The sequence below is a fragment of the Providencia lanzhouensis genome (genome assembly GCF_050469745.1).
Classification (GTDB): Bacteria; Pseudomonadota; Gammaproteobacteria; order Enterobacterales; family Enterobacteriaceae; genus Providencia; species Providencia lanzhouensis.
The window spans coordinates 3,902,798-3,918,413 of record NZ_CP174123.1; the positions used below are offsets into that span (position 1 = coordinate 3,902,798).

Sequence of the window (15,616 nt, forward strand, 5' to 3'; positions counted from 1 at the left end):
CAAATAACTCAGAGATTATGATGATAAATAGAACTGAAACTAATTAATAATTTATTATTTATATAGATAAAGAGAATAGAAGCTTAAATCTAATAATATTTCCATTCTCTATAATTGACTATAAATTCTCTAACCGCGCGTAAGACGCCACTAGCCATTTAATCCCTTGCCCTTGAAAAGCAATTTGCAAGCGGCAATGTTCACCACTACCTTCGAGATTAATAATGGTGCCTTCGCCGAATTTAGGGTGCATCACTCTCTGCCCTAACGCATAGCCAGAATCATTTTGGCTAATCGGAGTGCCAAGACGTTGATGGCTGACTGGCCGTGAAACCGTGGCTCTTAATCGAACTTCTTCCACACACTCCGTCGGTAGCTCACCAATAAAGCGGGATGGGCGATGGTAAACTTCCTTGCCATATAGGCGGCGACTCTCGGCATAAGTGATTGTCAATTTCACCATAGCACGGGTGATACCCACATAGGCAAGACGGCGCTCCTCTTCTAAGCGCCCACTTTCATCCATCGACATTTGGCTTGGGAACATGCCTTCTTCCACGCCAACCATAAACACGACAGGGAATTCCAGCCCTTTCGCTGAGTGTAGCGTCATCAATTGCACCGCATCTTGGCTGGCATCCGCTTGACCGTCCCCAGACTCCAATGCCGCATGAGATAAAAATGCCTGCAATGGCATCAAATCTTGGTCTTCATCTTGATAGCTAAAATCGCGGGTTGCGTTAACTAACTCTTCCAAGTTTTCAATTCGCGCTTGGGCTTTTTCACCTTTTTCCTGCTCATACATCGCACGCAAACCAGAGTCATTAATCACGCGGTCAGCTTGCACATGCAGTGGCATCTCTTGGGTTTCTTTCGCTAATGCGTCGATTAACTCTAAGAAACGCTCGATGGAGCTTGCCGCTCTTCCTCCCAGGACTTGCTCGCGAAGTAAGTACTCACAACTTTCCCATAATGTCAGTTGCTGATCCCGAGCAGTTTGGCGAACGGTATCCAGCGTTCGCTCACCAATGCCTCGTGTTGGAGTGTTGACCACACGCTCAAAAGAGGCATCGTCGTTACGGTTAGCAATTAATCGAAGGTAGGATAATGCGTCTTTGATCTCTTGGCGTTCAAAGAAGCGCTGACCGCCATAAATACGGTATGCCATCGCCCCTTGAATTAACGCTTCTTCCATCACACGGGATTGTGCGTTACTACGGTAAAGAATGGCACAATCTTGTAGCGCTCCCCCGTTTTCATGCCACTGTTTAATGCGCCCAACCACATAGCGAGCTTCATCAAGCTCATTAAAGGCGCAATAAAGGGAAATCGGCTCACCATCACCGCCCTCCGTCCATAAATTCTTACCGAGACGGTCGCTGTTATTGGCGATAAGCGTATTTGCCGCTTTCAAAATATTATTGGTCGAACGGTAGTTTTGCTCGAGTCGGATAGTTTCTGCACCGGGAAAATCATTCAAGAAACGCTGAATATTTTCAACTTGAGCGCCACGCCAGCCATAGATTGACTGGTCATCATCGCCGACAATCATCACTTTGCCAGTCTCACCCGCTAACACACGGATCCACGCATATTGAATGCTGTTGGTATCTTGGAACTCATCCACCAAAATATTGGTAAAGCGCTCGCGATAATGCTGTAAAACATGGGGCTTATTCAGCCATAACTCATGTGCACGTAGCAGTAATTCGGCAAAATCCACCAGCCCTGCACGGTCACAAGCTTCTTGATAGGCTTGATACACTTTCAGCCATGTCGCTTCGACTGGATTACCATAGCTTTCAACATGCTGGGGACGCAGCCCTTCATCTTTTTTACCGTTGATGTACCACATTCCCTGACGAGGCGGCCACTGCTTCTCATCAAGATTCATGGCTTTAAGCAGACGACGAATCAAACGGTACTGGTCATCACTGTCTAGAATTTGGAAATCTTGCGGCAGATTCGCATCCAAGTAATGCTGGCGAAGTAAACGGTGTGCGAGACCGTGGAAAGTACCGATCCACATGCCGCCTTCACTAGTCCCCACCAACTGATTGATACGATGACGCATTTCTGCGGCAGCTTTGTTGGTAAACGTCACGGCCATAATCGAAAATGGGGAGGCATTCTCCACCGACATAAGCCATGCAATGCGATGAACCAACACACGGGTTTTACCGCTACCTGCACCTGCAAGTACCAGTAAATTAGTGCGCGGGGCTGCAACCGCTTCGCGCTGTTTGTCATTAAGACCTTCGAGCAGATATGAGACGTCCATAGTTACCATCAAAGCAAGACAGTGGCTACCACCACTGTGAGGTTACTGACAAAGAGGGAGAAAAGCGTGGTTTTTCCCTCTTTGTGTTATCAGGCGAAAATCAATAAATTGATTTTCCTCGTTTATTTTCATAAACCTAAACAACCATTTCAAACCTGATTGGTTTGGAAATGGTTTAACAGTGGCTACCACCACTGTGTTTTTATACAGAGAAAGGATTATACCAATGACAGGAGAGAATCCAACCGACAAATTTCCACATGAGGCAATATACGCCCCTCTTTCTCATCCATTAACGTCATATGATCCACGTTGAACCAGCAGGCTTGCATACCGCTATTAATCGCCCCTTCTACGTCGGTCAGCAGATTATCTCCAACATGTAAAATAGCGCCTGGCTCGATATTCAAACGCGTAGAGGCAAGGTGATACATATCGCAGCATGGCTTAGAGCGCCCATCCGGCCCCGCTTTTAATACAAACTGAAAATATTGCCCTAGCCCACACGCTTGCGGCTCGGCGTTACCATTCGTAATCGCCACCAGCGGTAATTTTTCGGCTAATTTTGCTAGCGTTTCATGAGTGGATTGCGGGACATGAATTTGATTACGCCAGTAGGTGAAGTGCGCCATAATATCGTCCGCACCTTTGAGGGCATCCTCTTTATTATAACCATAGTGGCACAGCATCATTTTCGACGATAGCCAGCGCCAGCGGGTAATATCATGGCGAATATCTGGCTCTTGTTCTTCCACAAGATAGCGAAAAGCATAAATGTCATCGTTCGTAAAATGATGAAAACGCGGGTCATATTCACGAATAAACCGTAAAACTTCTTCCTCCGTTTTATCAATCACGGGATGGTTGTCGTACAACGTATCATCCAAATCAAATGTCATCGCTTTGATGGGTGATAACGGACGGTAAAAATGCATTAAGATTTCTCCCTCTTCGCTCGCGGATGTGCCACATCATAAACATTAGCGAGATGTTGGAAATCAAGATGGGTATAGATTTGGGTGGTAGAGAGATTAGCATGACCTAATAACTCTTGTACCCCACGTAAATTACCACTTGATTCGAGAATATGAGTTGCAAAAGAGTGACGTAATTTATGGGGATTTATATGGCTATTTACCGCTTGTTTAATACCCCACTGCTCAAACCGCTTTTGCACATTGCGATTCGAGATACGCTTACCACTTTTCGTGGAAATAAATACCGCACCATCGACAGGCTCGTACAATTCACGCATTTCAAGCCAGCGTTTTAGCCAACTCACTGCCGTTTTCCCTAGAGGAATTTTGCGTTCCTTGCTGCCTTTCCCCATCACCCAAACCTCACCTAAATTGAGGTCAAGGTGCTTCACATCCAAACCAACCAGCTCAGAGAGACGCAATCCCGCGCCATACATCACTTCCAGCATGGTTCTGTCTCGCACCACGAGCGGGTCGCCACTGTCCATATTCAACAGTTGAGAAACTTCGTCCACATCCATATTTTTCGGTAGACGTTTTTTCGCTTTAGGGGCATGAATAGTTTTAACTGGGTTTGCCGGTAGCTCGCCTTGCTGCACCATCCAATCACAAAAACTACGTAGTGCGGAAAGCCTTAATGCCATGCTCGCTGCTTGCAAGCCTGTTCGACGGCTCTTCGCGGCAATATTGCGCCCTATCGTCATATCCAACTGCTGCCATTGGCTCACTTTCAGTTCACCTAAAATTTGGCAAACTGCACCTAATTGGCGACGATAATTCGTTATCGTGACTGGACTCAATCGGCGTTCAACACGGAGGTAACGCAAAAAGGCTTCCACTTGAATCATCAGCCCTTCGGGCTGAATGTCTACAGACGCTCTATCCATTGACATAATAACCTCGGTAGAATTTGAGCCACTTTTTCCAGCATTACTGTACCCATACCCTGTTGATAGTGCTCACGGTCACGACTGGTAAATATCACCATGCCGGATTCCCCATGATGCCCAAACAACGAAATCGCTACTGAACCTACATTTTGAGCATCAGGAAGTAAAAGCTGCAACTCAGGGCCATTTAGCCGCCCAAGATAATTGAGGTTATCCCCAAAACGCTGAATACGTACGGGTTCAAAAACGCGGCGTGGGAGCACCAATTCGTAGGCATCCAATGGCGCAGATAATCGCCAGCTATCACTAAATAGGCGTACAGAAGCCCCTGATAACCCGAGTTTTTTAGCCCAGCGATTCAACACAAACAGCATCTCCCGCAAACTATTTGCGGAAGACATTTCAATGACGAGATAAAGAAGCTCATCGAACAGTAGTCCATTTTCGTGGGCTTGTTCCACCATAAAGCGGATATCCTGCTCGAGATTTTTGATTTTTTGACGTTGACGGCTCATCACCAATTCAGGAAGCGAGATAGCCTCCTGAACGGCATGAGGAACCTTGATATGTTCAGCAAGAGACGCATTGCGAATAAAGAAATAAGGGTTCTGTTTTAAATATTGCACCACATCTTGCTCATCAATTAACTGAGCAATCTCCGGCACTTGTTCAGGCTTATCCATTATTCCCCTCTTTCCACTCAATCAAGATTAAATTTGGATCACTCCATCATAAACATGGGTCGCAGGACCTGTCATATACAGCGGTGATCCGGGACCTTCCCAACTAATATCGAGGGAACCGCCCGGCAAATCGACACGAACACGGCTAGCTAATAATCCCTGTCCTATACCCACGGCAACTGCGGCGCATGCACCGCTACCGCATGCTTGGGTTTCCCCCGCACCACGTTCATAAACACGTAGGCGAATATAGTCTGCGCTGACAATCTCCATAAAACCGATGTTGGCACGTTCAGGGAAGCGTTCGTGGCTTTCCAATGCAGGACCCAACACTTCTACCTCTGCAGTTTGGACACTGTCCACTTGCACCACACAGTGTGGATTTCCCATCGAGACAACACCCGCAAACACTGTACGTTCTTGTGCTCGAATAATATAGGTTTTTTCCGCTTTCACGGCACGAAAAGGGACGTTTTGCGGCTCAAAATCAGGCTCGCCCATATTCACACAAACATCATCATTTTCATTAATTGTGAGAGTCATTCGCCCAGACTGAGTGCTCACTTTAATTTTTTGTTTGTTTGTCAGACCTTTTAAACGGACAAAACGTGCAAAACAGCGCGCTCCGTTGCCACATTGTGCAACTTCACTGCCATCTGCGTTAAAAATACGGTAATGGAAATCGAGATCAGGATCATAAGGGGCTTCGACCAGTAAAAGCTGATCAAAACCGACGCCAGTATGCCTATCCGCTAAACGACAAATCAGTTCAGGTGAAAAATAGACATTCTGTGTGACGCCATCCACCACCATAAAATCATTGCCTAAGCCATGCATTTTTGAGAACTGCAATTCACGTTCCATAACAGAGGCTTACTGTTTGGTCGCAGCAGGCTCTTGGTTCGAGCTGCTTGGAGCTTTAGGTTGCACGTCAGATTTAGCAGGCGCCGCTGCATTGTCTTCAGGCGGAAAATACAACGGCCCTTTTAAGCCACAGCCAGAAAGGGTGAATAAAACGAGAAGTGCACTAAGTCCAAATAAACTTTTTTTCATTATGATGTTTCGCCTGTAAGACTAAATTTTGCAATCTGATATTTCACACAGTAACAGGTGTCGCTTTTCAAATCACGCCTGTTTATCAAACATATTAATATTATATACGTTAAATAATTCAAATGGCATCTCACAAGTAAGATGTGCGCCGTTTGACCCCTGAACACATTCAACCCTATAATTTCGCCTAAATAAAAGTATAAACAGGAAATACATCATGAACGATAGCGAATTTCATCAGTTAGCAGAGCAATTGCTCAGCTCGATTGAAGAGCATTTAGATAATTACGATGGCGATGCGGATATTGATAGTGAAATTAATGGCGGCGTCATGACCTTAAGCTTTGAAGATGGCAGCAAAATCATCATCAACAAACAAGAAGCCTTCCACCAAATCTGGTTAGCAACCAAACAAGGTGGCTATCATTATGATTATAAAGATGGAAAATGGATTTGCGACCGTTCAGGTCAAGAGTTTTTGTCCATGCTGGGCAATGCAATTACCTTCCAAAGCCACTTCCCATTCTCGTTCTAAATACGCACACAAAAAATCATAGGCGGAGTCTATAATTTACTCTGCCTATTTTTTATCTTAATAAAATCAATAATATTGAGCGTGCTGTTTAGAGTGCTCTAGCTGCTCAGATTGGCTTAACTGAGGTGCTGAGGGATATTCATCATCCTCTTCTTCTTCAGTAAATGACCAAGAGGCGTCAGAGAAGACAATAACTTGCTTTTTGCCTTCTTCTTCCACAATTTGATAAAACTGTGGCAAATTGAAATTGATAAAGTTTGCACCGTAGGTAAAGCGGTCATGGGAGGAAGAGTAGAATTTGCTAACATCGCGCACTAGCTCTTCTTTGGAACCCTCACAATGAGAGTATATTTCCACGCGATTAGCTTCATCCAATACGTAGATATTAAACCCTGTATTATCTGGCGTATTTTCAAAGAAAAACTGCACAATTCCTTCGCTGGCATAGCCATCCACAACTGCAGGAAGATGATTATCCCCTTTCGCTTGTAATTTTACCGGCCAACCATGCAACTTGTTATGGGAGATTGCACCGTAAAACTCAACAGCATTTTCGAGTTTTTGTACAGAGACGTTTAAACGCTCAAAGAACAGACCCCATGTTTGCCCTGCAATGCGTAATGCCTTAAAGCGACCAGGTTCATGACGATTGCTGGATAAGCGCAATTCAATGCATTCGGACACTAGCTGCTGTACACGAGTACGAATAAGCCCACGTAAATGTTCGCTATAACAGAATACTTCAACTGCTTCAGGCGGAGCCGCGTCTTGGTGCATTTTACCGAGGATGGTTTTTAGCGCTTCTAACATGCACTGCTCGCCGCTGAAATGCAGGGTACGAACTTCATTCCATGAATTGCGATACAGAAGATCGATGCTGCTTATCAAACATTGCTGAGATTCACCAAAACTGAAAATATCCAGTTTTCTGAAATCCACATGTACCACCTGCTCAGAATAGACCTGTGTCGGATCTTTTTCTAAGTTAACGATGATGGCTAAGTGGCGGATTTCACACGGGCTATACAGTGCTTTAGGGGTTGGAGCTGGCAATCTTATTGGGAAATGGCTCGATACATCATGCATTAATTCCAATAACTTACGCTCATCGCATTGGGATTTGCCATGATGCATATGAACTTGCGTATTTTCAGTCAGTAACCCATTAAAATAGGCCCACGCCACCAGCTTATTCAGATAGCGGTTATATTCTAAAGGTTGATGACCGATAATCGTGTCGATTTGCGGCGCTTGGTTATACAGATACCAGCCGCTACGATTGGCACGCCCTTCAGGCACATAAATAAATGTCAGGTGCTCTTCGCTAAGATCCGGTGAAATTTGTGGATTTACTAATGTCACTTTACCAGGTAGCGCTTCAAACGCGGCATATAACTTACGGGTTAATACCCCAATATCTTGCGGGCTAGCACTAACACTTAAATTATTACGACGGGCAAATCGAATTAAGTTACGGTAACTTTGCATCATCGTATCGAGCAGCTCATTATGCGCTTCACGCACACGCTCAATTTTCCACTGGCTACGCGTATCTAACACAGCCAGACGCTCGGCGCTCCATCCCCACGACTCCACTAACTGGGACAGTACATCACGACGCCAACCGGAACATTGGTCATCTTCATCTTCAGAAAGCTTTTCACAGACTTTTAGATAGAAGCAGCGACGAATTAAATCCAAACGCGTGGAATCATTAATTTCAGTCAGATAACGAGTTACGCGCTCCAACATGAGGCAATATGAATCCAATCCATAACAGACGATTTCACCGGCATGTAAATGGCGTTTAAACTCCAATGCTAACAATTTACCGTGCGGATAATCCCAAGAGTAGGACTCCAGTAAAATACTTTTCAACACCGCTTTATACGGAGAATCGACACTTTTATATAGCTGCCACAAACTGGCACCAAAGTATTCCGCGGCTGACAATTCACCGAGGCCGCCTAAATCCAGCCATTCGTTTGGTGTTAGTACCCCTTGAGCGTACAGCCCCATGACATATTCGTCATAGTGTTGCTCCTCTTCAACAGGCACCATTGTCCATAACAGACGTTTCCCAGCCATACGCACCGCTGTACGATAAAATTCATCCAGCAATAAAATATGTTGTGTGGAGCCACAATCTTCACCACCAAGATGCCCGCTTGCATTATGGCGAAAACGATTTTCATCGATTAAAAAGACAGTGACATCAATGCCCAGCGAGGCTGCCCACTGTTCAATTAACGTACATTTTTTCTGTAAAGATCGTTTTTCTTCGTTATCTAACCAAGAAGGATGACAAACCCACACATCAATATCAGAGCAGTGACTTTGCCCCACAGAAGAGGTACTACCCATCGAGTAAATGCCTGTAATTGGCAATTCACCATTAGCTTGGTTGTTTGTGGATAAGAAGCGTTCGAAAGGTTGTAACCATTTGAGTTGTTCTGCATCTGGCGAGAAGAAACAGACGCCATGAGGGACGTTGCCTTCAATATAACCCGGCATCATTGGATGATGATAATGAAACAAGACCGGCAACAAGCTGTAAACCTTCGAAAAGGTTTCACTCATAGAAGCCGTCGCGCGTTCCAACCGTAATTGGTTTATCGCATCAAGTCTTTGCTTTAAAGTTTCAATATAGAGGTACAAAGGTTACGCCTGACTGAAAGAATGTAATGACAAACCTGGGGAATTTTCCCAGCACCCAACAGATAGAGAAAAACTTAAATTACTTTTCAAAGGGATTGTCGGAAACGTGATCAATTTAACACCTTGGAGTAAAAGGGTAAAGTAGATCACATAATTTTTCCCGTCTATTTTTAGTACAAATTATTTTTCAACATATTGTATAAAAAGACTTTTTATTTTTGCATTGCAGAAATATCCCTTGTTTTTCAATGGAATAATATCACCATCATGGGTTGTATAACAAAAAAGCGGCCTTACTCTAAATTCAGCCCAGTGCTGGCAGGCTCTGCGCTTACACGCTTCAACAAAATTCCTTCAAAATATCACCCACTGCAATTCTAAAAAAGCACGAATAGCTAAAGAAATTTGTTATCTAGATCCTCTTTTAAGTCATTTTTTTCCAAGAGACTCACAAAAAAGATGTAAAAAAGCGAACTTCACTTGATACATCTCATCCGTTCATTCTTCTTATATCGCTCATTCTGCGACCAACTGGAAAAATTACCGCTAACATGTTAAAACTAACGCCAATTGTATGGTTAATCTGCGGCGATATTCGCCTGAGAAAACAGTGAAATGACATCAACAAATATCGTGCGTATCGCAACGCGTAAAAGCCCTCTAGCGCTATGGCAAGCTTATTTCGTAAAAGCAGAATTAGAGCAACGACATCCCGGCTTACAAGTAGAGTTAGTCCCAATGGTTACCAAAGGGGACATTATTTTAGATACCCCATTAGCGAAAGTCGGTGGAAAAGGTTTATTCGTCAAAGAATTAGAGCTGGCGTTACTTGAAGGTCGCGCAGATATTGCCGTTCACTCAATGAAGGACGTACCTGTAGAGTTCCCTGAAGGGTTAGGCTTGGTCACCATTTGTGAGCGAGAAGACCCACGAGATGCGTTCGTTTCTAACCATTATGCCAATATTGATGCACTCCCAGCGGGCAGCATCGTCGGTACATCCAGCTTACGCCGTCAGTGCCAGTTACGAGAATTACGTCCAGATTTAGTTATCCGTGACCTACGCGGCAACGTCGGCACCCGCCTGTCTAAGCTCGACAACGGCGAATACGATGCCATTATCCTTGCGGTGGCAGGTCTAAAACGTTTAAAACTTGATGAGCGTATCAAAGCTGCACTAGAACCAGAGCAATCTTTACCTGCCGTTGGACAAGGCGCCGTAGGTATTGAGTGCCGCTTAGATGATCAACGCACCCGTGACTTACTCGCAGCATTGAATCACGATGAAACCTCCGTGTGTGTCCTTGCTGAACGCGCCATGAATATGCGCCTTGAAGGTGGTTGCCAAGTGCCTATTGGGAGCTATGCTATTTGGCAAGGGAATAAAATCTGGTTACGTGCGCTCGTCGGTGCCCCAGATGGCAGCCAAGTCATTCGTGGAGAACGCTTAATCGCGCCTACCGACGCAATCCAAGCTGGTATTTCTCTCGCAGAAGAGTTACTTGATAATGGCGCCCGTGAAATTCTCGCGGAAGTCTATAAAGGCAATGCACCAGCATGAGGGTCCTTGTTACTCGCCCAGAGCCATCAGGCTCCGCGTTGATAACAGCCATTAATGCTACTGGGGGGCAGGCTTACCCGGCTCCCTTAATTACGATTGAAGCGGGTTCACAGCTCAATACTTTGTCTTCTCGCTTAGATGGATTATCGGAAAACGACCTTGTCTTTCTTTTATCCAAAAATGCCGTCTGGTATGCAAATTTAGCATTGGAACAAGCAGGACGAGACTGGTCAGATAAGTTATCCTACTATGGTATAGGACAATCTACAGGTCACTATTTTCAGCAACTAACTGGGCAAACTATCCGTTGGGCTGAAGCAGGAGAAACCAGCGAGGTGTTACTCACCCACCCTAACCTGCAAAATTTAGTGGGGAAACGTGCCTTACTCCTTCGAGGTAATGGCGGTCGTGAACTCCTTGCCTCAACATTACGCGCTCGAGGTGCAGATGTTGATTACTGCGAATGCTACGCAAGGCGACCTGTACACTATGATAAAACTGAGTTTAACCAAACTTGGTTTAACACGGATATCACCGATATTGTGGTTACAAGCGGTGAAATGTTGACCCTACTTAACGATTTGATTGCTGAAGATATGCAACAATGGTGGTATTCCCGCCGGCTACTGGTTGTCAGCGAACGAATCGCAGAAAAAGCCCGCCAAAGTGGGTGGCGTCGGGTCTGTGTGGCAACTAGCGCAGATAATCACGCTTTACTTGAAGCATTAATTTCAACCGATATGGGATGCTAATTTATGACGGAACAAGACAAAATTACCGACACTGTTAATGATGAAGCTGTGACAGAGAAAAAAGAGACTCGTCAGCCGACGCCTTCATCCAAACAGAAACGCCCTGGTCTTGCAGTCAGTGCGATCGCTATCGCCATTATCGTCGTCATGGGCGGCGGGATGTACTACTTTACTCAGCAAAGTAATGCGCAATTGGTTCATGATAATAACCAACTGAAACAGCAAGTCAGTGAATTAGTTGAACAACAAAATGCCGATAGACAACGTGTGGATGCGCTCATCGCAACCAACACAGAGCTGAAAAACCATGCGCGTGATTATGAAGATCAACTCAATCGTCGCATGCAAGAATTACAAGCTCACGTCACCGCACTTTCCAGCTCGGACGTAAAAAACTGGTTGATTGCCCAAGCTGATTTTATGGTGAAAATGGCGGGTCGCAAATTATGGAATGACCATGATCCAGTTACCGCTGCCGTTCTGCTCAAAAGCGCAGACACCAGTTTAGCGGAAATGAATGACCCAAGTTTGCTGGATATTCGTAAAGCTATCGCCAATGATATGAACAAGCTAGCTGCCATCAACCAAATTGACTATGACGGCATTATTTTACGTTTGAATCAGCTCAGTAATGATGTCGATAACTTACGCCTCGCCGATTTAAATAATGGCGACGCACCGGAAGATACTGGCACCAATGTCAGCGACGATATTGCAGACTGGAAAGATAACCTCGCGCGCAGCTGGAAAAGTTTCACGAGCGATTTTATCACCGTACGCGCTCGTGATGGCTCCGAAGCTCCATTGCTAGCACCAAACCAAGATATTTATCTACGTGAAAATATTCGCTCCCAATTGCTCATTGCGGCTCAAGCTGTACCACGTTATCAAGAAGAGACATATAAACAGTCCCTTGAGCAAGCTTCCACGTGGGTACGCGCTTACTTTGATGTGGACGCACCAGCCACTAAAGCCTTTTTGACGGAACTCGATGATTTAATTAATCAACCGATTGATGCCGATATGCCTGAAACTTTAGAAAGCCAAGCCAAGCTGGAAAAAGTGATGCAAACGCGAGTGCGCAATTTATTATCTCAAAATCCAGAGCCGACTGGCGTTTCCGAGGATGCCGCGCTTGAGGCAGTAAAAGAAGCCGATAAAGCTGCTGAAGAGGTGACGGCTCCATCAGATACACAAACCGACAAACCGGACGTTGCCGCCGAAGCTCCTGTAACGGACGCGGCAAACGCCCCTGAGCATAAGGGGTGATCATGATTAAAGTCTTTGTTCTCTTTATCGTCCTGATTGCGGGCATTATCTTGGGTCCTCTATTAGCAGGTCACCAAGGCTATGTATTTATTCGTACCGATAGCTACGATATTACGACCAGCGTCACCAGCCTTGTGCTGTGTTTTATCCTACTGCAATTTGTTCTGTTATTCCTTGGATGGTGCTACCGCCGCTTTATGAGCACCACCTCACGGACAAAAGGCTGGCTCAGCGGTCATAAATACCATAAAGCGCACACTCAAACGCAAAAAGCCTTACTCAAATTAGCCGAAGGTGATTTGGAGCAAGTCGAGAAACTAATGAGTAAGCATGCTGATTTTTCTCAGCAGCCAGTCATTAACTACTTGATGGCAGCTGAAGCCGCCCAGCAACGTGGGGATAGTTATCGCACCCATCAATATTTAGATAGGGCTGCTGAAGCCGCAGGTAAAGATCAACTTCCCGTGGATATTAGCCGTGTTCGCATCCAATTGGCGGAAGGCGAAATTCATGCTGCCCGTAATGGCATCGACAAGCTGCTCGACCAAGCACCACGCCACCCAGAAATTTTACGTTTAGCTGAACAAGCTTACTTAGGTACCGGCGCATACCAAGCACTCATTGAGCTGCTGCCGATTATGGCAAAAGTCCAGTTACATAATGAAGATGAGCTTGAAGCGTTAAAACTCAAAGCGTACAAAGGGCTCATGAACCAATGTATGGCTGAAGGTGGTAGCGATGGCTTGAAAAATTGGTGGAAAGCTCAGCCGCGTAAAGTTCGCCATGAAGTGCCATTACAAGCTTTCTTAGCCGAACATTTAATTGAATGTGGTGATACGCGTAGCGCAGAAAAGATGATTATTGATGGATTGAAGCAGCAATATGACGAACGTCTATTGTTGTTGATCCCGAAATTACAGAGCGAACAACCTGAAGTGCTTGAAAAAACTCTGTTAAGCCTCGTCAAACAGTCTGGTGCGACACCATTACTCAATAGCACATTGGGGATCCTTGCGCTTCAACATGCCCAATGGGAAAAAGCAGAAACCTACTTTAAAGCCGCATTAGCGCAGCGTTTTGATGCTTATGATGCAGCTTGGTTAGCCGATGCTTATGACAAGCTACACAAACCGAATGAAGCGGCGAAAATTCGCCAAGAGGCGCTCACTCACTCCCTCAAACAAGAGCGAGCAAAAGCGTAAATTTTTAACTCATTCGTTAAGCTTTGATCTAAAACGCCTCCTAGTCCGAGGCGTTTTTTATATCTACGATTTGGATCTTTACTATTTATCTCAAAAAGATAGTCTTTGAGAGCGTCACTTTTAGCGAATCGAGGCAAACCGCATATTGCTATGTTATAAAAGGGTCACATAGTGTATAAATAATCGTATACATTTTCGTTTTGAATGAATTCAGGATAAAGATATGAATGTAGTGAAAACTCTCTGGCGTTGGATTGTAGCGAGCCAAAATCGTTTACAGATCTTTTTTGACCTGCTACTTCTGATTTTATCCCCGTTTATTTTTATTTCGATCATTGGCTTCAATACCGCCGATCTGAATAAAGATATCTTTATTATTACCTTTATTATTATTGCCTATACCTATGTGACTCGCTGGATCAGCAAGTGGTTAAGCAAAGAGAAAAAAGCGTAAGCGAGAAGATAACGTTTCTTTCCTAATGCTCATCAGGTTAGGAAAGAACATGACAACCCAAGATTGATACAAAAAAAAACACCTGCCGAAGCAGGTGTAAATAACAATCAGGTCTACAGACGGATGGTGCCTCACTCAACGTTTCGCCCGTTCGCTGATGGTAAGAGGATTAGCTCTTGATCATCTAAATTGGACAATAGGCACCGATAATCGGCTTTGCGTCATCCCTGGGTTTATGAAGCTAGGCTGTCATAATAAGTGGGATGAGCATCTACATAATAGATAATGCAGAATGCATGCCAACTTTTATATCGCTGCACGTTTTTCTATTCTTAACCTCGTAACTCCCCTGCTTCTAAACGATATTTTTATTTCTTACTTATTGTGATTTTTTAACACCTCACTCTTACCAAATCCCATTCTGTTCGATTCAGCTATTTTGTCTCAATTTAGAGACAGCTTAGAATGCCTATTAATTTCTCCATATAAATCAATCAGTAAAATGTCTCTTTTTGACGACATGGAAATAGGGGTTTGTATCGGATCTGAGACAAATATTTTTATTCATAAAAAACATAACGTTATAAGCACATTCAGATAAGAACCATTCTTGTTAAAAGCGATGCCTGAGATATTAAGAATAAAGATAATAAAAAAACAGATTCATGGATAAAGATAAGAAGATAAGAAGATAAGAATACGGAAAGGAAAATAATCAGGTTAGAAATGGTTACGGTTTTAAAATGCAAAAACCCCGCTCGATTGAGCGGGGTTCTTTAAATTGGTCGGCGAGAGAGGATTCGAACCTCCGACCCACTGGTCCCAAACCAGTTGCGCTACCAAGCTGCGCTACTCGCCGAAATTTAACTGCTTAAGGCAGTAACTCGATATCATTTTTTTCGTGGTGCGAAAGGGGGGACTTGAACCCCCACGTCCATAGGACACTAACACCTGAAGCTAGCGCGTCTACCAATTCCGCCACCCTCGCAATGTCACAAAAAAAATGGGGTGGCTAATGGGACTCGAACCCACGACAACTGGAATCACAATCCAGGGCTCTACCAACTGAGCTATAGCCACCATAACTTCACTTATTTCAAAGTGTTGTCATACTACTACATACAACTTTATTTTGCCACCGTAGCTTGTCACCTTTTGATGGTGCGCCCGACAGGATTCGAACCTGAGACCTCTGCCTCCGGAGGGCAGCGCTCTATCCAGCTGAGCTACGGGCGCTTAACGCCGTTGCGGGAGAGGATAGTACGGATTTATCCCCCTGCTGTCTAGTCCTTTTTTCAATAA

Annotated in this window: 13 protein-coding genes and 4 tRNA genes; 6 read left to right on the forward strand and 11 right to left on the reverse strand. The window is 44.6% G+C overall.

The annotated features are described in order from the left end of the window. Nucleotides 1–118 precede the first annotated feature (118 nt). The 6 genes from uvrD to lptM all read right to left on the reverse strand — a co-directional run bounded on the left by uvrD (nt 119) and on the right by lptM (nt 5,884). Nucleotides 119–2,281, reverse strand: coding sequence for a DNA helicase II (gene uvrD, locus ACIH2S_RS18235; RefSeq protein ID WP_108478790.1), 2,163 nt, complete (start codon nt 2,279–2,281; stop codon nt 119–121). A 218-nt stretch (nt 2,282–2,499) separates the two neighbouring features. Beyond that, nucleotides 2,500–3,216: a 5-amino-6-(5-phospho-D-ribitylamino)uracil phosphatase YigB gene (gene yigB / locus ACIH2S_RS18240; RefSeq protein WP_036948857.1), complete on the reverse strand. Its 717-nt coding sequence runs from the start codon at nt 3,214–3,216 to the stop codon at nt 2,500–2,502. Further along, nucleotides 3,216–4,145: a tyrosine recombinase XerC gene (xerC, locus tag ACIH2S_RS18245; RefSeq protein ID WP_036948854.1), complete on the reverse strand. Its 930-nt coding sequence runs from the start codon at nt 4,143–4,145 to the stop codon at nt 3,216–3,218. Before xerC ends, yigB begins: the two co-directional genes overlap by 1 nt. Further along, entirely contained in the window at nt 4,127–4,831 is a 705-nt protein-coding gene (locus ACIH2S_RS18250) for a DUF484 family protein (RefSeq protein WP_430247831.1), read from the reverse strand. The genes xerC and ACIH2S_RS18250 overlap by 19 nt, the downstream gene beginning before the upstream one ends. Nucleotides 4,832–4,858: 27 nt before the next feature. Next, entirely contained in the window at nt 4,859–5,683 is an 825-nt protein-coding gene (gene dapF, locus ACIH2S_RS18255) for a diaminopimelate epimerase (protein WP_430248592.1), read from the reverse strand. 21 nt (nt 5,684–5,704) lie between these two features. Beyond that, the gene (gene lptM / locus ACIH2S_RS18260; protein WP_036948849.1) at nt 5,705–5,884 is read right to left on the reverse strand and encodes an LPS translocon maturation chaperone LptM; all 180 of its coding nucleotides are present in this window, start codon (nt 5,882–5,884) and stop codon (nt 5,705–5,707) included. A 217-nt stretch (nt 5,885–6,101) separates the two neighbouring features. Here lptM and cyaY point away from each other — a divergent pair, with 217 nt between their 5' ends. Next, entirely contained in the window at nt 6,102–6,419 is a 318-nt protein-coding gene (gene cyaY / locus ACIH2S_RS18265; RefSeq protein WP_006658190.1) for an iron donor protein CyaY, read from the forward strand. A gap of 66 nt (nt 6,420–6,485) precedes the next feature. On the opposite strand, the gene ACIH2S_RS18270 is transcribed toward cyaY, so the two are convergent. Continuing rightward, nucleotides 6,486–9,077: a class I adenylate cyclase gene (locus ACIH2S_RS18270; RefSeq protein WP_036948846.1), complete on the reverse strand. Its 2,592-nt coding sequence runs from the start codon at nt 9,075–9,077 to the stop codon at nt 6,486–6,488. Between the two features lie 615 nt (nt 9,078–9,692). On the opposite strand from ACIH2S_RS18270, the gene hemC reads away from it, so the two are divergent. From hemC to ACIH2S_RS18295, 5 genes are all read left to right on the forward strand, one after another. Beyond that, on the forward strand, nt 9,693–10,637 hold the full coding sequence (gene hemC, locus ACIH2S_RS18275; protein WP_108478788.1) for a hydroxymethylbilane synthase: 945 nt from the start codon (nt 9,693–9,695) through the stop codon (nt 10,635–10,637). Further along, on the forward strand, nt 10,634–11,389 hold the full coding sequence (locus ACIH2S_RS18280) for a uroporphyrinogen-III synthase (protein ID WP_036948843.1): 756 nt from the start codon (nt 10,634–10,636) through the stop codon (nt 11,387–11,389). Before hemC ends, ACIH2S_RS18280 begins: the two co-directional genes overlap by 4 nt. A gap of 3 nt (nt 11,390–11,392) precedes the next feature. After that, nucleotides 11,393–12,658, forward strand: a complete 1,266-nt coding sequence (gene hemX, locus ACIH2S_RS18285) for a uroporphyrinogen-III C-methyltransferase (RefSeq protein ID WP_108478787.1) — start codon at nt 11,393–11,395, stop codon at nt 12,656–12,658. 2 nt (nt 12,659–12,660) lie between these two features. After that, nucleotides 12,661–13,860 carry a protoheme IX biogenesis protein HemY gene (gene hemY / locus ACIH2S_RS18290; RefSeq protein ID WP_108478786.1) on the forward strand — a complete coding sequence of 400 codons (1,200 nt, stop codon included), beginning with the start codon at nt 12,661–12,663 and terminating at the stop codon, nt 13,858–13,860. Between the two features lie 223 nt (nt 13,861–14,083). After that, complete coding sequence (locus ACIH2S_RS18295; protein ID WP_006658197.1) at nt 14,084–14,314, forward strand: DUF4014 domain-containing protein; 231 nt, start codon at nt 14,084–14,086, stop codon at nt 14,312–14,314. Between the two features lie 782 nt (nt 14,315–15,096). On the opposite strand, the gene ACIH2S_RS18300 is transcribed toward ACIH2S_RS18295, so the two are convergent. The 4 genes from ACIH2S_RS18300 to ACIH2S_RS18315 all read right to left on the reverse strand — a co-directional run bounded on the left by ACIH2S_RS18300 (nt 15,097) and on the right by ACIH2S_RS18315 (nt 15,550). Further along, nucleotides 15,097–15,173: transfer RNA gene (locus tag ACIH2S_RS18300), tRNA-Pro, on the reverse strand. Nucleotides 15,174–15,216: 43 nt separating this feature from the next. Further along, a tRNA-Leu gene (locus tag ACIH2S_RS18305) sits at nt 15,217–15,302 on the reverse strand. 16 nt (nt 15,303–15,318) lie between these two features. Further along, nucleotides 15,319–15,394 (reverse strand) — tRNA-His (locus ACIH2S_RS18310). Between the two features lie 79 nt (nt 15,395–15,473). Further along, nucleotides 15,474–15,550, reverse strand: a tRNA-Arg gene (locus ACIH2S_RS18315). Nucleotides 15,551–15,616 lie beyond the last annotated feature (66 nt).